This is a genomic window from Pseudoxanthomonas sp. CCNWLW251 (assembly GCF_037402255.1).
GTDB lineage: Bacteria > Pseudomonadota > Gammaproteobacteria > Xanthomonadales > Xanthomonadaceae > Pseudoxanthomonas_A.
In genome coordinates this window covers 698,437-720,666 of the sequence record NZ_JBBEGA010000001.1, presented here as the reverse complement: position 1 = coordinate 720,666, position 22,230 = coordinate 698,437, and the positions used below count along the sequence as shown (strand labels likewise).

At 68.2% G+C, this 22,230-nt stretch carries 15 protein-coding genes; 7 read left to right on the top strand and 8 right to left on the bottom strand.

Features of this window, described 5'->3' with window-relative positions:
* Positions 1–2: 2 nt before the first annotated feature.
* The 3 genes from rng to tldD all read left to right on the top strand — a co-directional run bounded on the left by rng (position 3) and on the right by tldD (position 6,935).
* Positions 3–1,490 (top strand): ribonuclease G, encoded by a 1,488-nt coding sequence (rng, locus tag WBN46_RS03425; protein ID WP_192200559.1) that lies wholly within the window; start codon positions 3–5, stop codon positions 1,488–1,490.
* Between the two features lie 108 nt (positions 1,491–1,598).
* Positions 1,599–5,432 (top strand): YhdP family protein, encoded by a 3,834-nt coding sequence (locus WBN46_RS03420; protein WP_337730303.1) that lies wholly within the window; start codon positions 1,599–1,601, stop codon positions 5,430–5,432.
* A 54-nt stretch (positions 5,433–5,486) separates the two neighbouring features.
* Complete coding sequence (tldD, locus tag WBN46_RS03415; RefSeq protein WP_337730302.1) at positions 5,487–6,935, top strand: metalloprotease TldD; 1,449 nt, start codon at positions 5,487–5,489, stop codon at positions 6,933–6,935.
* A gap of 139 nt (positions 6,936–7,074) precedes the next feature.
* Here the strand turns inward: tldD and yjgA are convergent, their stop codons facing one another.
* Entirely contained in the window at positions 7,075–7,632 is a 558-nt protein-coding gene (gene yjgA / locus WBN46_RS03410; protein ID WP_192200562.1) for a ribosome biogenesis factor YjgA, read from the bottom strand.
* A gap of 98 nt (positions 7,633–7,730) precedes the next feature.
* Here yjgA and pmbA point away from each other — a divergent pair, with 98 nt between their 5' ends.
* Both pmbA and WBN46_RS03400 read left to right on the top strand, forming a co-directional pair.
* Positions 7,731–9,104 carry a metalloprotease PmbA gene (gene pmbA, locus WBN46_RS03405; RefSeq protein WP_337730301.1) on the top strand — a complete coding sequence of 458 codons (1,374 nt, stop codon included), beginning with the start codon at positions 7,731–7,733 and terminating at the stop codon, positions 9,102–9,104.
* Positions 9,105–9,223: 119 nt separating this feature from the next.
* A complete protein-coding gene (locus WBN46_RS03400) occupies positions 9,224–9,604 on the top strand; it encodes a DUF4870 domain-containing protein (protein WP_192200564.1) in 381 nt (126 codons plus the stop codon).
* 73 nt (positions 9,605–9,677) lie between these two features.
* Here WBN46_RS03400 and WBN46_RS03395 read toward each other — a convergent pair whose 3' ends face one another.
* Genes WBN46_RS03395 through tilS form a run of 3 tightly spaced genes read right to left on the bottom strand, consistent with a single transcriptional unit; the run spans position 9,678 to position 12,152 of the window.
* Complete coding sequence (locus WBN46_RS03395) at positions 9,678–10,556, bottom strand: farnesyl diphosphate synthase (protein ID WP_337730300.1); 879 nt, start codon at positions 10,554–10,556, stop codon at positions 9,678–9,680.
* Positions 10,546–10,806, bottom strand: coding sequence for an exodeoxyribonuclease VII small subunit (locus WBN46_RS03390; protein ID WP_337730299.1), 261 nt, complete (start codon positions 10,804–10,806; stop codon positions 10,546–10,548). Before WBN46_RS03390 ends, WBN46_RS03395 begins: the two co-directional genes overlap by 11 nt.
* Positions 10,807–10,853: 47 nt before the next feature.
* A complete protein-coding gene (gene tilS, locus WBN46_RS03385; RefSeq protein ID WP_337730298.1) occupies positions 10,854–12,152 on the bottom strand; it encodes a tRNA lysidine(34) synthetase TilS in 1,299 nt (432 codons plus the stop codon).
* 128 nt (positions 12,153–12,280) lie between these two features.
* Between tilS and WBN46_RS03380 the strand changes: the two genes are divergently transcribed.
* Positions 12,281–13,228: a GAF domain-containing protein gene (locus tag WBN46_RS03380; protein WP_337730297.1), complete on the top strand. Its 948-nt coding sequence runs from the start codon at positions 12,281–12,283 to the stop codon at positions 13,226–13,228.
* Between the two features lie 15 nt (positions 13,229–13,243).
* Here WBN46_RS03380 and WBN46_RS03375 read toward each other — a convergent pair whose 3' ends face one another.
* The gene (locus WBN46_RS03375) at positions 13,244–13,432 is read right to left on the bottom strand and encodes a hypothetical protein (RefSeq protein ID WP_142123795.1); all 189 of its coding nucleotides are present in this window, start codon (positions 13,430–13,432) and stop codon (positions 13,244–13,246) included.
* A gap of 115 nt (positions 13,433–13,547) precedes the next feature.
* Positions 13,548–14,297 (bottom strand): tetratricopeptide repeat protein, encoded by a 750-nt coding sequence (locus WBN46_RS03370; RefSeq protein WP_337730296.1) that lies wholly within the window; start codon positions 14,295–14,297, stop codon positions 13,548–13,550.
* A 263-nt stretch (positions 14,298–14,560) separates the two neighbouring features.
* On the opposite strand from WBN46_RS03370, the gene WBN46_RS03365 reads away from it, so the two are divergent.
* Positions 14,561–17,389, top strand: a complete 2,829-nt coding sequence (locus tag WBN46_RS03365; protein WP_337730295.1) for a di-heme oxidoredictase family protein — start codon at positions 14,561–14,563, stop codon at positions 17,387–17,389.
* A gap of 67 nt (positions 17,390–17,456) precedes the next feature.
* Here the strand turns inward: WBN46_RS03365 and WBN46_RS03360 are convergent, their stop codons facing one another.
* Positions 17,457–18,416: an acetyl-CoA carboxylase carboxyltransferase subunit alpha gene (locus WBN46_RS03360; protein WP_192200571.1), complete on the bottom strand. Its 960-nt coding sequence runs from the start codon at positions 18,414–18,416 to the stop codon at positions 17,457–17,459.
* 96 nt (positions 18,417–18,512) lie between these two features.
* Positions 18,513–22,088, bottom strand: a complete 3,576-nt coding sequence (gene dnaE, locus WBN46_RS03355; protein ID WP_337730294.1) for a DNA polymerase III subunit alpha — start codon at positions 22,086–22,088, stop codon at positions 18,513–18,515.
* Between the last annotated feature and the right edge of the window lie 142 nt (positions 22,089–22,230).

The window sequence follows — 22,230 nt, the reverse complement described above, 5'->3', positions numbered from 1 at the left end:
GCATGTCGGAAGAAATCCTGGTCAACGTCACCCCGCGCGAAACGCGCGTTGCGGTGATCGAAAACGGCATGCTGCAGGAACTGCACATCGAGCGCGGCTGGCGCCGGGGCGTGGTCGGCAACATCTACAAGGGCAAGGTGCAGCGGGTGATGCCCGGCATGCAGGCGGCCTTCGTCGAGGTCGGCCTGGACCGTGCGGCGTTCCTGCATGCCAACGACATCGTGCGCTCCTCGCCTGGTGCGGTGGTGGATGGCGAGGAGGCCCCGCTGCCCGCACCGCCGCCGGCGCCGATCATGGACCTGCTGCGTGACGGGCAGGACATCGTCGTGCAGGTGGTGAAGGATCCCATCGGCAGCAAGGGCGCGCGGCTCACCACGCAGATCAGCATTCCGTCGCGCTACCTGGTGCTGCTGCCCCAGTCCAAGGTGATCGGCGTCTCCGCGCGCATCGAGGACGATGCCGAGCGCCATCGACTGAAGCAGGTGGTGACCGATCTCGCCGCCCAGCATGGCGGACACGGCTACATCATCCGCACCAATGCCGAAGGCCAGCCGGCGGAAGCCCTGGCCGAGGACCTGGCCTATCTGTCGCGCGTCTGGAACATCGTTGAGAAGCGCGGCCGCGAGCTGCCGCCGTGCAGCATCCTGTACGAAGACCTGAGCCTGCCGCTGCGCGCCGTGCGCGACCTGATCCGCAAGGACGTGGAGAAGGTGAAGGTGGATTCGCGCGAAACCTACGAGCGCCTGCAGGCGTTCGTCGCCAAGTACATGCCGGTGCTCGCGGAGCGCATCGAGCTGTACACCGGCGAGCGCCCGATCTTCGACCTGTACGGCGTCGAAGATGAAATCGGCCGCGCGCTGGACAAGCAGGTGCCGCTGAAGTCCGGCGGCTACCTGGTGATCGACCAGACCGAGGCGATGACCACGGTCGACGTCAACACCGGCTCGTTCCTCGGCCAGCGCAATCTGGAAGAGACCGTCTATCGCACGAATCTCGAAGCCGCGCAGGCCGTCGCGCGCCAACTGCGCCTGCGCAATCTGGGCGGCATCATCATCATCGATTTCATCGACATGGATGATCCCGAGCATCGCCGCCAGGTGCTGCGCACGCTCGAGAAGTCGCTGGCCAAGGACCACGCCAGGACCACGGTGTACGAGTTCTCGCCGCTGGGCCTGGTGGAGATGACGCGCAAGCGCACCGTGGAAAGCCTGGCGCGCCAGTTGTCCGAGCCCTGTCCGGAATGCAGCGGGCGTGGCGCCATCAAGACGGCCGAAACCGTCACCTACGAGATCTTCCGCGAGATCACCCGCGCGGTGCGCCAGTTCGAGGCCGCGCGCCTGCTGGTGATCGCCTCGCCGAAAGTCGTTGCCCGCATCACCGACGAGGAATCGTCCGCGGTGGCGGAACTGGAGGAATTCCTCGGCAAGTCGATCCGTTTCCAGGCGGACGAGCAGTATCTGCAGGAGCAGTTCGATGTCGTGTTGCTGTGAAGCCGTGATTCGTGATGCGTGGTGGGCGATTCGCACAAGCGAAGCGCGACTCGTGTCTTCTCGAGTCCCGCATTCCGGATCGCAAACCACGCCGAGCGCAGCGAACTGATGCCCACCCCGCTGCGCCGCCGCCTGCGCCTGGCTCGCCGCAGTGCCGTCTATGGCATCGCGGTGGTGCTGGTATGCATGGCCGTGGTGCTCGGCATCGCCAGCCAGGTGCTGCCGCTGGCGGAGCGGCATCCCGATCGGGTCGCGGCATGGCTGAGCGAACGCGCCGGCCGGCCCGTCGCCTTCGATGCGGTGAAGACCCAATGGACACGCCGCGGACCGCTGTTGCAGCTCGATGGGCTGCGCCTGGGTGAAGGCGATGCCGGCGTGCGTATCGGCCAGGCAGAAGTGCTGGTGTCGATGTATGGCGGACTGCTGCCAGGGCGCTCCTTCACCGAGTTGCGCCTGCGCGGCCTGGCGCTGACGCTGCAGCGGGAGGACGACGGACGCTGGTCGGTACGGGGCCTGCCCGGACAGCAGCAATCCACCGAAGACCCGCTGAAGAGCCTTGAAGGCCTGGGTGAGCTGCAGGTCATCGACGGACGGCTTGCGATCATTGCACCGTCGCTGGGATGGGATATCCGCCTGCCCGAAATCGACCTGCGCCTGCGCGTCCAGGGCGATCGCGTGCGCGCCGGCACGCGGGCATGGATACGCAAGGACGCGGCGCCACTGAACGTGGCGGTCGACTTCGATCGCAAGGCCGGCGATGGCCGTGCCTATCTCGATGTGGCTGCGGAAGATATCGGCGCCTGGTCGCCGTTGCTGCGCTACGCCGGCGTGGTGGCCGAGCGCGGCAACGGTCGCGTGCGGGCCTGGACGGAACTGCGCCGGCATCGCGTGGTGATGGTGACGGCGGACGCCAACCTGCGCCAGGTGGGCCTGCGTGGCGCGCCGCTGCCGACATCGGCAGCACCCACGCGCATCGATTTCGAGCAGATGGAAGGACGCATGCGTTGGCGCCTGGTGGCCGGTGGCTGGCGACTCGATGCTCCGCGCCTGCGGGTGGGCACGGCGCCTGCCGTGCAGACGCTGGACGGCCTGGTACTGGCCGGCGGCGAGCGTTACGCCTTGCTGGCGGACCAGGTGGATGCAGCACCGCTGTTGGCGGTGCTCGGGCTCAGCGACAAGGTCGATCCCGGCGTGCGCCGTTGGCTGTTCCAGGCGCGGCCGGGCGCGCGCCTCGCACGGCTGGCGCTGGCCGGACGCAGGAATGGTCCGATGCGCGTGGAAGGACAGTTGCGCGACATCGGGTTCCGTGCGGTTGGCGATGCCCCCGGCATCCGCGGATTGGCGGGGGATTTCGATGGCGACGCTGCAGGGTTCCGCCTGCGGCTGCTTCCGCAAGCGACGATGCGCTTCGACTGGCCGAGCGGGTTCGAAGTGGTGCACGACGTGCGCCTGGAAGGCGACGTGGTGGGGTGGCGTGAAGGCGCGGGCTGGCGCGTGGGGACTTCGGCGCTGCACGTGCAGGGGACCGATTACGCTGCCGACGTGCGTGGCGGCATGTGGTTCCAGGGCGATGGCACGCGACCGTGGATCGACATCGCGGCGGACCTGGCCGATGCGCCGGTGCCGGTAGCCAAGGGATTCTGGATCCACCACAAGATGCCCAAGGCCGCAGTGGACTGGCTCAATGCCGCGCTGGTGGGCGGCACCGTGCGGGAAGGTCGCGCGATCGTCAGTGGCGACCTCGACGACTGGCCGTTCCTCCACCAGAACGGCAGGTTCGAAGCGGTCGCCCGCATCGCCGATGGCCAGTTCAAGTTCCAGCCCGAGTGGCCGCAGCTGGACCAGGTCGACGCCGAGATCGCCTTCATCGGCAACGGGTTCCAGTTGCAGGGACGAGGGGCGCTGGCGGGCGTGACGATTCCGGCGTTCCAGGCCGGCATCGCCGATTTCCGCGATGCCGACCTGAAGATCATCGCGCGTACCGAGACCGATGCGGGCAAGCTGCTCGCGCTGCTGCGGCAGAGTCCGCTGCACAAGACCTATGGCGACACGCTCGACCATCTGCAGGCCAAGGGCCCGGTGGCGGCGACGTTCGATCTGCTGCAACCGCTGCACGCGGGTGAGCAGGCGCGCAAGAAGCTGGCCGGCACGGTGGACCTCAAAGGTGCGCAGCTGGCCGAAAAACGCTGGGACCTCGTGTTCGACGACGTACGTGGCAAGGCGCGCTATGACGATGGCGGGTTCGCCTCGGGGCCGCTGCAGGTCGTGCACGACGGGCAGGCCGGGGTACTTGGCCTGCGCGCAGGCAGTGGCACGCGCGATCGCACGCAGGCGTTCGAAGCCGACCTGTCCGCGATGGTCGAAGCCGACCGCCTGCTGGACCGTGCCGCCGAGATGGCGTGGCTGAAGCCCTACATGGACGGACGTTCGCAATGGACGGTGGGCGTGAACATCCCGCGCGTGGCGGCAGGCAAGACCGCAGCGCCGACGCAACTCAACCTGACATCGGACCTGGTGGGTACCGCGATGAGCCTGCCGGCGCCGCTGCGCAAATCCGCCACCACGCCGCTGGCGACAACCGTGCGAGCGCCGTTGCCGATGGGCAGCGGACAGATCGACGTGGCCTTCGGCAAGGTGCTCGCGCTGCGCGCGCGCGCCAGCAATGGTCAGACCGGTGTGCGCGTGGTGCTGGGCAGCAGCGAGGTGAAGGATGCGCCTCCGCCGTCCGGGCTGGTGGCCACCGGACATACCGGCACGCTGGACGCGATGGAGTGGGTGGCGGTGGCGCGCGGCGGCAGCGGTGGAAGCGACAGCCTGCCACTGCGCCATGTCGACGTGACCGCGGATCAGTTGCTCATGATCGGCGCTTCCTTTCCCGATACCCGCCTGCAGCTCGCCCCCGCGCAACAGGCGCTCGCGGTCTCGCTGGATGGCGAGGCCTTGTCCGGTGCGCTGCTGGTGCCTGATGCCAAGGGCGCGCCGATTGCCGGCAAGCTCGCGCGCGTCCATTGGCGCAAGGCGAGTGCGGGTGGCGCACCGCGCACCGACCCGACCGTGCGCGCCGCCACGGACGACTTCGACCCTGCCGCCATTCCTCCGCTGTCGCTGGATATCGACGATCTGCGCTTCGGCGATGCACACCTGGGTGCCGCCAAGCTGCGCACGCGCCAGCAGGCGGACGGCATGCATGTCGACGCGCTGCAGTTGCGCTCGCCGGGGCAGCAGATCGATGTGCGCGGCCAGTGGACGGGTACCGGTGTCGCGGCACGGACGCGCTTCGCTGCGGACGTGAAGAGCGAGAATTTCGGCGAACTGCTGGACGACCTTGGCCTGGGCGACCGTGTGCGGGGTGGCCATGGGCAGATCACCGCCGAGGCCGGCTGGTCGGGCAGTCCGGAGGGCTTCCGGTTGGCCGCGCTGGAAGGCAGCGTGAAGCTTGCCGCGCGGGACGGGCACCTGCTCGAGGTCGAGCCCGGTGCGGGTCGCGTGCTGGGCCTGTTGAGCGTGGCGGAAGTACGTCGCCGCCTGATGCTCGACTTCAGCGATTTCTTCGCCAAGGGCTTTGCGTTCAACCGCATCGACGGTGACATCCGCCTCACCGGCGGGATGGCGCGCAGCGACAACCTGCTGATCGACGGCCCCGCCGCCGAGATCCTGATCCGCGGCGACACCGACCTGCGGGCCGAGCGGTTCGACCAGACCGTGGACGTGAAGCCGAAATCCGCGAACGTACTCACCGCCGTGGGCGCGGTGGCGGGTGGGCCCATCGGCGCCGCCGTGGGTGCGGTGGCCAACGCCGTGCTGAAGAAGCCGCTGGCGGAAATGGGCGCCAAGACCTACCGCGTCACCGGTCCGTGGAAATCGCCCAAGGTCGAAGTGGTGGGGCGCGAGCAATCGCGCGTCCGAAGCGACGATCGCACCGACAGCGCTGGCGCCCCCTGAATCCGCCGGTCGGCGAGGGCGTCCTTGCCGGCAGCGCTTTTCGTCCCCATTGTGATGACCATGACCCTGCCGATCACGCTCGCCGAAACCCGTCTCCTTCTGCCCGCTGGCCTGGACCCGTCCGGCCTGGATCGCGCCTTCGGTACCTTGCTGGGGCCGGGCATCGATTTCGGCGACCTGTACTTCCAGCATGCGCGTCGCGAGAGCTGGACGGTCGAGGACGGTATCGTCAAGGACGGCGCCCACTCGATCGAACAGGGTGTGGGCGTGCGCGCGATTTCCGGCGAGAAGACCGGCTTCGCCTACTCCGACGACATCAACGCACCGGCCCTGCTGGATGCGGCGAAGTCCGCGCGCGCCATCGCGCGCGACGGAGCCGCGCATTCCCCGCGCACGCTGGTGCGCAGTGGCGGCCACGCGCTGTATGCCAGCGACGATCCCATCGATGCGATGGGCAACGATGCCAAGGTCGAGGCATTGCGTGCGGTGGACCGTTTCCTGCGCGCCGCCGATCCGCGCGTGCAGCAGGTCACCGTCAGCCTGTCCGGCGGCATCGACACCGTGCTGGTCGCGCGCAGCGACGGCGTGCTGGCTTCCGACGTGCGTCCGCTGGTGCGCTTGAACGTGCAGGTGATCGTCGAACAGAACGGACGCCGCGAATCCGGCTACGCCGGCATGGGCGGACGTTACGGCTATGCCGAACTGTTCGCCGACGGCAAGCCGGAAGACCTGGCACGCGAGGCATTGCGGCAGGCGCTGGTGAACCTGGATGCCATCGACGCGCCCGCCGGCGTGATGCCGGTGGTGCTGGGCAGCGGCTGGCCGGGCGTGCTGCTGCACGAGGCGGTCGGCCATGGGCTGGAAGGCGACTTCAACCGCAAGGGCACCAGCGTGTACGCCGGCCGGATCGGGCAGCAGGTGGCAGCCAAGGGCGTCACCATCGTCGATGACGGCACGCTGCCGGGCCGTCGCGGCTCGCTCAATATCGATGACGAAGGCACGCCGACGAACTGCACCACGCTGATCGAGGATGGCGTACTGGTGGGCTACATGCAGGACGCGCTCAACGCGCGTCTGATGGGCGTGGCACCCACCGGCAACGGCCGTCGGGAATCGTTCGCGCACCTGCCGATGCCGCGCATGACCAATACCTACATGCTGGCCGGCCAGCACGACCCGGAGGACATGATCCGCTCGGTGAAGAAGGGCCTGTACGCGGTCAACTTCGGCGGCGGCCAGGTCGACATCACCAGCGGCAAGTACGTGTTCTCCGCCACCGAGGCCTACCTGATCGAAGATGGCCGCATCACCGCCCCGGTGAAGGGCGCCACCCTGATCGGCAACGGTCCGGAAACCATGCAGAAGGTGAAGATGGTCGGCCATGACCTGGCGCTGGACCAGGGTGTCGGCATCTGCGGCAAGGACGGCCAGAGCGTACCGGTAGGCGTGGGCCAGCCGTCATTGTTGATCGAAGGATTGACGGTGGGTGGGACGAAGGCGTGAAGCGTCCCATGCTTTCCTCCTTCTCCCCCCGGGAGAAGGTGCCCACAGGGCGGATGAGGGTTGGGCGACGTCCATGACGTGTGCGCAACATGGACTTCGCCGTACCCTCACCCCAACCCTTCTCCCGAGGCGAGAGGGGCTAGAGCGCGTCGTCTTCGTCGCCGTCTTGCGCAGCGCTCGCGTCGGCCAGCAGCTCGCGCACTTCGCGGAACAATTCGCGGAACGCGCGCGGCGGCTTGTTCTTCGCGCGTTCTTCGCTGGCATTGCGCGCCAGTTGGCGCAGCTTCTGGCGGTCGGCCTGCGGGAATGCCTCCAGCAGGTCGGCCAGCGCCGCATCGCCATCGGCCAGGAGGCGGTCGCGCCATTGCTCGGCGTGGTGGAGCAGGGCGGTTTCGCGGCGCGCGGCTTCGCCACCCTCGTCCATCGCATCGCGGATGGCTTCCAGCACCTCGTCGTCTTCGCGCCGCATCTGCTTGGCCAGGAACTGCAACTGGCGCTTGTGGGCGATATGCGACGTGATGCGCTGCGTCTCGACGATGTGCGGCATGAGATCTTCGGGAATCGGCAGGCGCGCCAGTTGCGCGGTCGGCAGCGCCACCAGTTTCTCGGCAAGGCTGCGGATCTCCAGCGCCTCGCCCCGTTGCTGGGTGCGGCTCGGGCCAAGGAACTCGCCGGTTTCGGGGTCGCGTCCGCGCATCGTGGAACCTCTCTGACGCTTCCGCCGCATCGCGCGGAAGCCTGATCCAATACCGATCCGACGCCCGGGCGCGGATCACAGGACACAAGGATAAAGCATTGAACGCCACCGCCCTGACTTCCCCCGACGACAGCCTGGCCCGCCTGGAGCGCCTGGAGGTGTTGTCGCAGCGTCTTCTCGAACGCGCCAGGGCGCAGGGCGCCACCCAGGCAGAGGTGAGCTGCAGCGAAGAAACCGGGCTCAACGTCAGCGTCCGCCTGGGCGATGTGGAAACCGTGGAGTCCACCCGTGACCGCGGCATCGGCGTGACGGTCTACTTCGGTCAGCGCAAGGGCAGTGCGAGCACGGCCGACCTGCGCGAGGACAGCCTGGAAGCCACGGTCGCACAGGCCTGCGCCATCGCCCGCTACACCGAGGACGACGAAGCGGCCGGCCTTGCCGATGCCGCGCTGATGGCGCGTCCACAGGCGGATGGGGCGTTCCCCGATCTCGACGTCTGGCATCCCTGGGCGCTCGACATGGACCGTGCCGTGGATCTGGCGTTGGCCTGCGAGGCGGCCGGGCGCGAGGCGGATGCGCGCATCGAGAACTCCGACGGCGCATCCATCGGAAGCGGCGAAAGTCTGTCCGTCTACGCGAATTCGCACGGCTTCATCGGCCGCGAGCGCGATACGCAGCACACCATCGGCTGCGCGCTGATCGCGGGGCAGGGCGATGGCATGCAACGAGATGGCTGGTACAGCACGGCGCTGTCGCACCTGGAACTCGAGGATCCGTCGGCCATCGGCCGCAAGGCCGCCGCGCGGACCGTGGCACGCCTGCAGCCGCGCTCGCTGGCGACCGGCGAATACCCCGTGCTGTTCTCGGCCGAGGTGGCGCGTTCACTGATCGGCCACCTGCTGGGTGCCGTCTCCGGCGGCGCGCTGTACCGGCGTGCGAGCTTCCTGCTCGACCATGTGGGCCAGCGGATTTTTCCCGACTGGTTCGCCATCGAGGAGCTTCCCTTGCTGCCGCATGGCCTGCGCTCTTCGGCCTTCGATGCGGAGGGCGTGGCGACCAAGCGTTCGCACCTGATCCGCGATGGCGTGCTCGAGCGTTACGTGCTGGGCAGCTATTCGGCGCGCAAGCTCGGCCTGCAGACCACCGGTAATGCCGGCGGCGTGCACAACCTGCAGGTGAAGGCGAACGCGGGCGGCTTCGACGATTTGCTCGCCGGTATGCGTACCGGCCTGCTCGTCACCGAACTGATGGGGCAGGGCGTGAACGGGGTGACGGGCGATTATTCGCGCGGCGCGGCAGGCTTCTGGGTCGAGGACGGTGCGCTCGCGTACCCGGTCGATGGCATCACCATCGCCGGCAGCCTCAAGGCCATCTTCGCCGGCATCGAGGCCGTGGGTCGCGATGTGGACCGCCGGTCCCATGTCGGCGTCGGGTCGATCCTGGTCGGCCGGATGACCGTGGCGGGCGAATGACGCCCATCGGCCACGACGTGGCCGACGGTGACGCCGTTACCCGTTATGCTTGGCACGCGGAGTGCTGCGGGGGATCGCAGCGCTCGACCGCCCACCTCACCATTTCGGGGATCCACTAGATGAGCGAATTCGACAACGTCACCGCACCGCCTCCGCCGCCGACCGCGGGCGACGCACCGCAGGACCAGCGCACCATGGCGCTGCTGTCCCACCTGCTGGGCATCGTCACTGGCCCGATCGGCGCGCTGATCATCTGGCTGATCAGCAAGGATGACGCCTCCAAGGGCTTCGTCACCGACCAGTCCAAGGAAGCGCTGAACTTCCAGATCACGGTGTTCATCGCGTTCGTGATCTCGTGGATCCTGGCGTTCGTCCTGATCGGCCTGCTGCTGATGCCGCTGATCGGCATTGCCGCGCTGGTGCTGTCGATCATCGGTGGCGTGAAGGCCAACAACGGCGAAGCGTATCGCTACCCGTTCGCGCTGCGCCTGATCAAGTAAAGCGCGCTTGAAGTCGCATGAAAAAGCCCGGCAACGCCGGGCTTTTTCTTTTCGCGCCGGCAGGCCCGGCAGGTCAATGCGCGCGACGGACCGCCAGTTCGCCGAGTGCGTGCAGCGCATCGGCACGCGCGCCATGGCCCACCAGCGCATCGCGCATCGCGGCAGCCAGTTCCTCCAGCTTGGCCTTCGCACCGTCCATGCCCAGCAGTGCGGGATAGGTCGACTTGGCCTGGGCCACGTCCTTGCCGGCGGTCTTGCCCAGCTGCTCGGAACTGGCTTCGATGTCGAGGATGTCGTCGCGCACCTGGAATGCCAGGCCCAGCGCGGTGGCGAAATCATCCAGTCGCGCGAGCGTGCCCGTGTCGGCGGCGCCGGCCTGCGCGCCCATCCGCACTGCGGCGCAGATCAGCGCACCGGTCTTCAGCGCATGCATGCGCTCGAGTGCGTCCAGTGTCTGCTGCGTACCGGTGGCGTCGATGTCCAGCGCCTGCCCGCCGCACATGCCGGCGGCACCGGAAGCACGCGACAGGGTGGCCAGCCAGTCCACGCGCAGCAGGGCGGGTGCATCGGCGCACGCCAGGTGCTCGAACGCCAGCGTCTGCAGTGCGTCGCCGGCGAGGATGGCGGTGGCTTCGTCGAATGCGATGTGCACGGTGGGTTTGCCGCGACGCAGGTCGTCGTCGTCCATCGCAGGCAGGTCGTCATGCACCAGTGAATAGGCGTGGATCAGTTCAACTGCGGCGGCGGGCGCATGCAGCGTGGCTTCATCCGCCTGCAGCAGCGTGCCGCTGGCGTAGACGAGCAAGGCCCGCATGCGCTTGCCACCCCCGAGCACGGCATGGCGCATGGCGGCGTGCAGGCGATGCGGCGGCGCATCGGCCGCTGGCAGCACGCGGTCGAGATGGTTTTCCAGGCCCGCCGCCCAGGCGGCGAAGCGGGGATCAGCGGCCATCGGGCGCGGGGGCGAACGCTTCGCCGTCCTCCGGCTGCTCCGGATCGCTCAACAGCCGCACGCGCAGTTCGGCTTGCTCGAGCGCCGCCTGGCATTGCCGGTACAGGCCCACGCCGCGTTCGTAGGCCGCAAGCGATGCTTCCAGGCTCAGGTCGCCGTGTTCCATCTTCTCGACCAGTTGCTCGAGCTCGTCCAGCGATTGTTCGAAGTGGGCGACGGGGGAGGCGTCCGGGGAAATTTTCTTTGCCATGCCGCAAGTGTGGGGATCGGTTGCGATCAGGTCAACGCGACGGTGATTCAGCCGCGGCGCCAGACGAGGCGGGCGCCTTGCGCGCGCAGCCAGGCATCGCATTCGGCCGACAGCGCCACGTCGCCTGCCGCCCACAGGCGGTCGCCCTGCCAGGCGAGCGGAAGCTGCCGGCGTTCCCAGGGGGGAATGCCGAGCGACTGCAGCACGTCCTTCAGTGCATGCCGGTGCGAGCGGCCCGGCAGCGCGATGCGTTCGCCGCCCTGGCGCGCCGTCAGCCGCAGCGGCGTCCCGAAACCGTGGCGCCCGCCTTCCAGCGACAGCGTGCCGCCATCAGGCAACCGGATGGGCGCCACGCCATCCCACGGGGTCTGCCAGTGCACCGGCAAGGCGGGGCGCTGCCGTTCGGCGTGAAGCAGGCCACGCCAGCGCCGCACGATCGCGTCCTGCCAGGCGAACTCCGCCTGCGCATCGGCCCGTGTCTCCAGCAGGTGTGCCTCGATCTGCGCCACGCCTTCGGCCGGGAGTGGCGGCAGGCGGAGTGCGTCGATCCAGCGCCGGAGTGTGCGTGCGCGCTGCGCGGGGCCGGCTGCGCGCAGCGGCGCGACGTTCAAGGCGGCGGGATCCGCCGTGGCGGCCGCCGCCAGGAGCTGCCGGTCCAGTGGCTCCAGCAGTTCGAGGGTCTCCGCGCTGAGCACCGCGCTGCGTGCGAAGGCCGCGTCCGCGTGCGGCCAGCGCTGCCGCAACAGGGGAAGGATGTCGTGGCGCAGGAAGTTGCGGTCGAAGTCGGTGTGCGCGTTGCTGGGATCCTCGATCCATTCCAGCGCGAACCTGTCGGCGTATGCCAGCAATGCCTCGCGCGGTGTTTCCAGCAGCGGACGCCATTGCCAGCCCGGACCAAACGCACGCCACGGCCGCATGGACGCCAGGCCATCGGGACCGGAGGCACGCAGTGCGCGCAACAGGAAGGTTTCCGCCTGGTCCTGGCGGTGATGCGCCGTGGCGAGGATATCGCCGGCATCCATGACAGAGGCGAACACCTGCTGACGCGCGCGGCGTGCGGCGGCTTCGGTTCCCTCGCCGCGCGTGGTGTCCACCTGTACATGCCGTACCTGCAGCGGTACGTCCAGCGCGGTGCACAGCGCCGAACAATGCGCCGCCCACGCATCGGCGTCGAGCTGCAGGCCATGGTGCACGTGGATCGCCGCAAGTCCGTGGCGACGATGCGATGCGTCGTGGGCCAGCCGGTGCAGCAATGCCGTCGAATCCAGTCCGCCACTCAACGCGACCCATACGCGGCTCTCGGCGTGTGCGGGCAATAGCGGCAGGGGCGATGGCGCGGCATCCATGCACGCATGCTAGCGACGATGCGCGCGGCCTGCAGCACAATGTGATGGATGTTGCGATTTCCGCCGCCGTTGACGGGATCTGAACCGGTACGCGTCGACCATGTCCACGCCCCACACGAGGACCCGCCGTGAACCCATCTTCCACCGACACCCGCGACAACGAACGTCGGCGCCAACATGCGCTGGATCGCTACCATGCCGTGGATACCCTGCCCGGCACGGCCTATGACGATCTGGTGGGGCTGGCTGCCGCGATCTGCGGCACGCCCATCGCTGTCGTGTCGCTGATCGACCGTGACCGCCAGTGGTTCAAGGCGCGCATCGGCCTCGATGACCATGAAACCACCCGCGACACTGCGGTGTGCGATCACGCCATCCGGCAACCGGATGAACTGCTCGAGATATCCGACTTGAGCGAAGACCAGCGCTTCGCCGATTTCCCCATCGTCACGGGCGATGTCAAGGCGAGGTTCTATGCCGGCATGCCGCTGGTGGCCGGTACGGGCGAGGCATTGGGCACGGTATGCGTGGTGGATACCCACCCGCGCCGCCTGAGCAACCAGCAGAAGGCTTCGTTGCGGGCGCTCGCACGGATCACCGTCGCGCTGCTGGATGCCCATCGCGTGCATCACGAAACCCGGGCGGTGGTGGCGCTGCAGGGTCATGGCGAGGCGTCCGTGGCGCCGGGTGAGCCGTGGTGCGTGGTGATCGTGGAGGCACAGGGCATGGCGGAGGAGGCTCGCCGGCTGGGCGAGCGCATGCTGGAGCGGACCCTGCAGGAACTCGCGTCCATCTTCGACGCGTGCGTGCGCCATGATCTCGGCGATCACGTCAGTCGCGTCACCGACAGCGCCGAGTTCGTCGTGCTGCTGAAGGGAGCCGGCATGGAGGCACGGATCGATGCGCTGCGTGCGGCCGCACACGCTGCGCGGCAGCGACACGGGATGCAGTTGCTGGTGGGCACGGCCACCGCTTCCGCGGTCGACGAGGCGTTGTTGCACGTCTACCTGCGCGCGGAGGAAGACCTCAGTCAGCGCAAGGACGCGCTGCTTGCGGATCGTCGCGAGGCGGCATGAGCGGATGCCGGATGCTCATCGGAGTTGCTGCAGGATGACGATGAGCGCGGCGATCCAGCAGGCACCCACGAACAGACCCAGCACGAGATGCTGGCTGACGCCGGTGCGGTGGAAGCGCCAGCGGTTCACCGCCAGCGCCACCAGCACGGGCAGCACGAAGAGTACGGTGGGCAGCAGCCACCAGGGCAACGAAAGCAGGTCCATGGCCACCCTCCTGCGCGTGGATCGGCGCGGTGCCGATCGCTGCCTGCATCATCGCGTGTCCACCGCCCCCCGGCATTGATCGCGATCAACCGTCCGTCGCATCGTGCGGACCGGGCTAGTCCTGGAGCGTCGCGAGTTCGCGCTTCGCCACGGCGATCCAGTCCTGTTGCTCGCGACGGTAGTAGCGTGGCGCTGCGTCGGACCGATCGAGGATCTCCTGGAACACCACGCGTGCGCGCGCCTGTTCTCCATGCCGTTTCAGCAGCAGGCCGAAGCGGGCGCGGGCCTCTTCGCCGGGGTAGCCCTGTACCACGGCTTCGTATTCGTGGATGGCGGCGGCCGCATCGGCGGTGTCCTCCACGGCACGCGCGTACAGCAGGTGGCCGTCGGCGGACCGGAAACCCGGATTGGCGGTGATCAGTGCATCCAGCGTATCGCGTGCCTTCTGCGCGTCGCCCATGCCGAACTGCGCCTTCGCCAGCCCCAGCATCAGGTCCGGATCGGTGGCATACAGGCCTTTGAGTGCCTGCTCGTACAGTTCGGCGGCGTGCGTGTAATCGCCGCTGCGCAGGCTTTCTTCCGCCAGTCGGCGACGGTTCTCCGGGGTGTCCGCAGCCTTCAGCAGCCTGGCTGCGTCACGGCGGTCGCGTTCGGGATCGATCCGGTTCCGCACGTTGCGCACCGTGCGCCGCGCCGAGGGGCTGTGCCGCAGATCCGGCAGGATCTCGGCGATGAAGTACACGATCACCGCGATGAAGGAGAACACCAGCAGGATGAAGACCCAGTAGAGCGGTCTTCCGGTGCGTACCACATGCACGCAGCAGGCGATCTGGAGGGCGAAGGAGAGCAGGAGGAGTGGACTCATGCGGGTAGCGCGGCGCCGTCGGCGGAGCGTCAAGCATCCGTCATCCACGTGGCCGGCGCCAGCCGGTGGCGGGGAAACGGTTGAAACGACCGCGGCCACCCGCGTGCGGGCCGGCGGGTTGTGCGGCATCGGTCACAGCGGCATGGAGATGCCTCTGCGACCATGCCGCGTCCTGCCATTGGATGGCGTGCCGCCGCGTCTCGGGGAGAGACGCCGTGGCGCCGCCGACGTACCCCACGCGTCCCCAAGGAGTCGGTATCCCGATGCATCGCCCCTGTCCTGCAGTCGCCCTGCATCGTCGCGTGCTGGCGTCTTCCGTCCTGTTGGCGTCGCTGTTGCTCGCGGCATGCTCCGCGTCGACCGACGACCCGCGCGATGCCCCTTTCTGGAGCAGGGGCCGCCTGGCGCCGGCGTCGGTTCCAAGCCAGGCGATGGCGGTCACCGCCGCCGCCGCCGCGGAAGCCCAGGCCGTTGCGCCACAGAACATCAATGCCGATCCGGTGCCACCGGGTCGCTACCGCATCGCCAGCGTGCTGAGCGGGCTCTGCATCGAGGTGCGCGACGGCAGCACCGCCAATGGCACGCCACTGGTGCAGTCCGCCTGCGAGGGCACGCTGCACCGGCAGTTTTTCGATATCACCGAGACCACGGCCGGCCAGTACCGCCTGCGCAACCTGGCGACGCAGAAGTCGGCCGACATTCCGGCCGCCTCCGGTGCCGACCACGTCATCGTCCAGCAATGGGACGACAACGGCAGCGGCGCGCAACGCTTCCGCCTGCAGCGCGTCGACACCAGCGACCGCTACCGGATCGTCAACGTCAGCAGCGGCAAGTGCATCGGCATCGTGGGCGCTTCGACGACCGCCGGCGCCTCCATCGAGCAGATCGCGTGCGCCGCGGTGCCCGCGCAGCAGTTCCACCTGGCCGTCGGCGAACCGCAGCCGGTGCGCCAGAACGGATCGCATCCGTTGATTCCGCCGCCGCCACAGGTGCCGCCTTCCGCCAGCTACCAGCCATTGCTGTGGCCCGACGATGCGGCCCCCATCCAGTACACCCAGGACGACGGCACGCTGGTCACCCATGTGGGCGGCCGCGTGCGCGACCGCCATGCGCGCGAGCCCATCGTCGACGACAGCTACCAGGTCTTCCCGCCCCAGTACTTCGAGCGGCGCACGCACGAGATCCTGATCCATGACGATGCGGTGCCCGGCACGTCCGGCGAACAGCGCATCCTGACCATCGTCGTCAAGCCGCAGCACTACTGGTACGGCACCAATTTCCGCCATGGCTACATCGGGCGGCGCAGCGAGGATCCGCTCGAGCCCACGTCGGTGGCTCTGTATGCGGACAACGGCGGCATGAAGCTGCTGCCCGGCGGCGTGCTCGCGCAGACGCCGATCGCCGGCTACGCGCAGTTCGGACAGGATCCCGGCAGCAACTACACGCCTCCGGCCGGCGCGCCCGGCAATGCCTTCGTGCTCGTGAAGGAAATCCGTACCGCCGCCAACGAGGCCCACCGTCCGCTGCGCAAGGGCGACCTGGTGGAGTTCGAACTGGGCATCTTCCTGGCCGGCAATCCGGATGCCATCGGCCGCTTCAACTACTACGCCGAAGCGCTGGTCTACCGCGCAGGCTCGCATGGCATCGTGTCCTGGTACCGCGGCCCGGGCTATGGCGTGCAACGGCCGCTGGACTCGCTGGCCATGCCGGCGGAAGCGCTCAGCGCAGGGCCGTGGATGACGCTGCACGAAGACACGTCCAGCGAGCCGTTCCGCATGCTGCAGCAGGCCTCGCACAACATCGCCGGCTACAACATGCAGCCATGGGCGGAAGGGCGCCGGCTGATCCATACCTCGTTCGCGAGCGGCCGCCATTCGGAAGAAAGCAACACGGTGTTCGCCGCGCATGCGGGCAAGACCGCACCCCGGTTCTCGCAGACGCGCTGCGTGGACTGTCATACGGGCAACGGGCGCAGTTCGCCGGTGGTGGGCGCACCGCTCGACCGGCTGGGCGTGTTCGTCGGCGTGGCCGGCGCAGGCACGCAGGCACCGGATGCGCGCTTCGGCCTGCGCCTGCAGCAGGGAACCTATCGCGAGGCCGGGGCCAACGTGGACGGGCGTGAAGCCGAGCTGGTGCTCACCGGCTACACGGAACTGCCGGGTCGCTACGCCGATGGCACGGGCTACGTGCTGCGCCGGCCGAACTACGCCCTGCGCGACCGTGCCGGCCAGCCGCTGGCGTTGCCCAGCGCCTTGTCGGTACGCGTGGCGCCCTCGCTGACAGGGTTGGGCCTGCTGGAAGCCGTGCCCGAACAACAGCTCGAACGCCTGGCGCTGGCGCAACAAGGCGATCCGGACGGCGTGGCCGGCCGGCTGCAGATCGTGGCCGATCCGCGCGACGCCGGTGTCAGTCGCGTGGGGCGCTTCGGCTGGAAGGCTGCCGCCGCCACGCTGGAACAGCAGACCTCGCTGGCGTTCAACACCGACATGGGCATCACTTCGCCGTTGATGTCGTCGCTGGAATGCGCACGTGGCAGCCAGGGCACGGCCTGCGTGCAGGTCAACAGCGGCAGCGCGAAGCTGACCGCAGCCGACATCCACCAGACCACGCTCTACCTGAGCCTGCTGGGCGTGCCACCGAAGCGGGACTTCGACAACCCGCTGGAGCAGGATGCGCAGGCGCGCGCCCGGCAACTGCGCGTCAAGCGCGGAGCGCAGCTGTTCGAAGCCGCCCGTTGCAGTACCTGCCACGCGCCGGAGTTGCGCACGGGCCATCACCGGTTCGTCGAACTGCGCTACCAGACCATCCGGCCGTACACCGACCTGCTGCTGCACGACATGGGGCCCGACCTGGCCGATTCCTATGTCGAAGGCCGCGCCACCGCGCGCGAATGGCGCACCGCGCCGTTATGGGGTCTGGGTCTGGCAGCGGCAATCGATCCGAACGTTCGCTACCTGCATGACGGTCGCGCCGCCACACTCGAGGAGGCGGTGCTCTGGCACGGCGGGCAGGGCACGGCGGCGAAGCAGCGCTTCGAGGCGATGAGTGCCGAGGACCGTCGCGCGCTGGTGGATTTCCTCAGGTCGCTCTGAACGCGAGCGACCGTAATGAAAAAGCGCCGGGTCTACCGGCGCTTCAGTGGAGCGCAGGGCGGACCGCTCAGGCGGCTTCGTACGCGCCGTAGCCGCGCAGGCGCTCGTAACGCTTCTGCAGCAGTTGTTCGACCGGCAACTGCTCCAGCGCATCCAGTTCGTTGAGCAGCACGGCCTTCAGGCGCACGGCCATCTGGCGGGGATTGCGGTGCGCGCCGCCGATGGGCTCGCGCACGACCTTGTCGACCAGGCCGAGTCCGTGCAGGCGCTTGGCGGTCAGGCCCAGCTGCTCGGCGGCGTCCTTGGCCTTGGCGGCGTCCTTCCACAGGATCGACGCGCAGCCTTCCGGCGAGATCACCGAATAGGTGCCGTACTCGAGCATCAGCGTGCGATCGCCGACGCCGATGGCGAGCGCGCCGCCACTGCCGCCTTCGCCGATCACCGTGCAGATGATCGGGACCTTCAATTCGGCCATTTCCATCAGGTTGCGTGCGATGGCCTCCGACTGGCCGCGCTCTTCCGCGCCCACGCCCGGATAGGCGCCCGGGGTGTCGATGAAGGTCAGCAGCGGCAGCTTGAAGCGCTCGGCCATCTTCATCAGCCGCAGCGCCTTGCGGTAGCCCTCGGGGCGCGGCATGCCGAAGTTGCGGGCGATCTTGCTCTTGGTGTCGCGGCCCTTCTGGTGGCCGATGATCATCACGCTGCGGCCGTCGATGCGGCCCAGGCCGCCCACGATGGCGGCGTCGTCGGCGAACGCGCGATCGCCGGCGAGTTCCTGGAACTCGTCGCAGAACACCTTGATGTAGTCGAGCGTATACGGGCGTGCCGGGTGGCGGGCCAGCTGCGAGACCTGCCACGGCGAGAGATCGCGGAAGATCTGCGCGGTGCGGATGCGCAGCTTGTCCTGCAGCGCGTGCACCTCGGCATCGACATTCACCGCCGGGCCGGTGCTGGCGGTGCGCAGGTCCTGGATCTTGGCTTCCAGATCGGCGATGGGCTGTTCGAAATCGAGGTAGTTCGGATTCATCTGCGGGCCAGGGGCCGGAAAGGGGGAAAGTGTAGCCGAAGCGTCCGGACGGTCACGTACGGGGGTGTAGGGCCGTGATGCGGCGCACGCGCTGTGTCAGTGCGTCCAGGGCCGATGGAACGCGGGCTTGGCCGTGCGTACGCCGGGCAGGGCGCGCAACGCATCCAGCAGCTCCGTGTCCACGCGCACGGCCTTCTGCCCATTGAGGTCCAGCATGCCGGCGATGGCGGACGTTCCCGCCGCCATCAACAGGTCGAGCCGCAACGGCGTACCGCCGGGCCGGTGCCGCGAAAGCAGGGCATCGACGCGCTGCCATAGACCGGGCACGCGCAGGTCCAGGCGAAGCTGCAGGCGTTGCGCGTGCTGCTGGCAGAGTTGGGTGTAGTCCCACACCTGGCGGATGCGCAGGCTGTAGCCACCGCTGAACTCGTCCTCGCGCAGGCCGCCCTTGATGACCAGCACGCGATCGCGCGTCAGCAGGGGACCGAACTCGGCCAGGGCGTCGGAGAACGCGCTGCATTCGATGCGACCGCACCCGTCCTCCAGCTGCACGAAGACCTGGCTGTCCCCCTTGCGTCGCACACCGACCACTTGGCCCGCGATCACGCAGGACACTTCGGGGCGCCAGCCTTTTTTCTCGCCGGGCGACTGGTTGGCCCAGATCGCGTCCAGATTGCCCAGGTCGTTGCCGACCAGCGAGCGCAGGTCCTCGCGGTAAGGATCCATCGGGTGGCCGCTGAGATAGTGTCCCAGCGTCTCGCGCTCACCGTGCAGCAGCTGGGTCAGCGGCCATTCGTCGGTTTCGGGCAGATCGACGTGGATGTCGTCGCCGCCACTGCTGGAACCGAACATGTCGACGATCCCGGCACTGCGGTTCTTGCTGATCTGGTCGATGGCCTTCAGGACTTCCGGCAACTGCAGCGCCAGCGACGCCCGGTTGCGGCCCAGCGCGTCCAGCGCGCCGGCATTGATCAGCGCTTCCAGAGCGCGCTTGTTCAACTTGGACGAATCGACGCGCTTGCAGAAATCGAGCAGGTCGGCGAACGGACCCTGCCTGGAGCTGGTCCCGTCGCCGCGGCGCGCTTCCACGATGCTCTCGCACACGCCCTGGCCGACGCCCTTCACCGCGCCCAGGCCGTAGCGGACCGTGCGGGCATCGGTGGCGACGAACATGAAATCGGAATGGTTGACGTCCGGCGGCAGCATGGTCAGGCCGAGTCCGCGCGCCTCGTCGAGGAAGCCGACCACCTTGTCGGTCTTGTCCATGTCGGACGACAGCGTGGCCGCCATGAATTCGGCGGGATAGTGCTTCTTGAGCCATGCCGTCTGGTAGGCGACCAGCGAGTATGCGGCGGCGTGCGACTTGTTGAAGCCGTAGCCGGCGAACTTCTCCATCAGGTCGAAGATTTCGTCGGCCTTGCGTTCGTCCACGCCGCCCTTCGCGGCACCCTCGCGGAAGATCTCGCGGTGCTTGGCCATTTCGGCCGGCACCTTCTTGCCCATCGCACGGCGCAACAGGTCGGCGCCGCCCAGCGAGTAGCCGCCGACGATCTGCGCCATCTGCATGACCTGCTCCTGGTAGACCATGATGCCGTAGGTCTCTTCCAGCATGGTCCGGGTGCGCGGATCGGGATATTCGAACTCCTCGCGCCCATGCTTGCGCTCGACGAACGACGGGATCATGTCCATCGGGCCGGGGCGGTACAGCGCATTCAGCGCGATCAGGTCTTCGAAGCGGTCGGGCTTGGCTTCCTTCAGCGCGCGCCGCATGCCCGAGGATTCGAACTGGAACACCGAGCCGGTGTTGCCATTGGCGAACACATCACGATACACGCTGGCATCGTCCAGCGGGATGGTGGTGATGTCCACCGGCGGCAGGCCCGCACGCGCGTGGCGCTGGTTGATCGCCTTCACCGCCCAATCGATGATCGTCAGCGTGCGCAGGCCCAGGAAGTCGAACTTCACCAAGCCGACCGCTTCCACGTCGTCCTTGTCGAACTGGGTGACCGGATTCTTGCCGCGTCCGTCTTCGTCGTGTTCGGCGAACAGCGGGCAGAAGTCCGACAGCGGCGATGGGGCGATCACCACGCCACCGGCGTGCTTGCCGGCGTTGCGGGTAAGGTCTTCCAGCTGGCGCGCCAGATCGATCAGATCGCGGACGTCGTCTTCGTCGCGGTAGCGGTCGATCAGCTCCTGCGAGGCGGCCTCGCTGCTGCCTTCGCCCATCGCATCCTTCAGCGACACGCCCAGGATATTGGGGATCAGCTTGGCCACGCCGTCGACCAGGCCGTACGGAAAGCCGAGTACGCGGCCGGCATCGCGCACCACGGCCTTGGCCGCCATCGTGCCGTAGGTGATGATCTGGCTGACGCGGTCGCGGCCGTACTTGCGCGCGACGTAGTCGATCACCTCGTCGCGCCGGTCCATGCAGAAGTCGATGTCGAAGTCGGGCATCGACACGCGTTCCGGGTTGAGGAAGCGTTCGAACAGCAGGCCGTAAGGCAACGGGTCAAGATCGGTGATCTGCAGTGCCCACGCCACCAGCGAACCGGCGCCGGAGCCGCGGCCCGGGCCGATCGGGATGCCGTTGTTCTTTCCCCACTGGATGAAGTCGGCCACGATCAGGAAGTAACCGGGGAACCCCATCTTGCAGATGGTGTCGAGCTCGAAATCCAGCCGCTTCTCGTAGTCCTCGCGCGTGTGGCCGGGCGCCAGCGGACTCTTCTCCAGGCGCGCCTTCAGTCCGGCGTGCGACTGGCTGCGGATCCAGCTGTCCAGCGTCTCGTCGTCGGGCACCGGATAGGCCGGGAGGAAGTAGGTTCCCAGGCGCATCTCGATGTTGCAGCGCTGCGCCAGCGCCAGCGTGTTGTCAATGGCGTCCGGCACGTCGGCGAACAGCGCGGCCATCTGCTCGCCCGACTTCATGTATTGCTCTGGGCTGTAGTCGCGCGGGCGCTTGGGGTCGTCCAGCACGCGACCGGAGGAAATGCATACACGCGCCTCGTGCGCCTCGAACCCGTCCGGCGACAGGAAGCGCACATCATTGCTCGCGATCACCGGCAGGCCGCGTGCACCGGCGGCATGCAGAGCGAACGCATTGAAGGCTTCTTCGCCGTCGCGCTGCGTGCGGGTCAGTTCCAGGTGCAGGTCGTCGCCGAAGCTGCGTTGCCAGTCGGCCAGGTGCTGCTCGGCCAGGTCATGGCGCCCTCCTTGGGCCAGGCGCCCCGCCATGCTCTGCCGGCCCATGATGGCGAACAGGCCTTCATGGTCGGCGCGCAGCCAATCCGGATGGATGGCGACGCCGTCGGTGCGGTGGCCTTCCATCCATGCCCGCGACAACAGGCGCGACAACGAGAGGTAGCCGTCGCGGTCGCGGCACAGCAGCGTCACCGGCCACGGCGCATCGCTGCCATCGGCCACCATCACGTCGGCGCCCGCGATGGGCTTGATGCCGACGCCTTCGGCGGCCTTGTAGAACTTGACCAGTGCGAACAGGTTGTTGCGGTCGGTGACCGCCAGCGCGGGCATGCCCAGCTCGACCGCGCGGCTCAGCAGGTTGGGCTGCTTGGCTTTCTTCGGATCGGCGTGGTCCGGTTTCTCGGGCACGCGGATGATCGAATCCGCGAGCGAAAACTCGGTGTGCAGGTGCAGGTGAACGAAACGGGAAGACATGCCGGCTCGGAAGGCTGTCGGGGCAGCGTACCGGCGGCGGTGGGGAGGGGCAAGGCTTGACTTTCCCGGGTCGACGGAAAGCCCACGCCAAGGCAAAAAAGAAGCCGTCCACGGGGACGGCTCAGGGGAAAACCCGGGGATC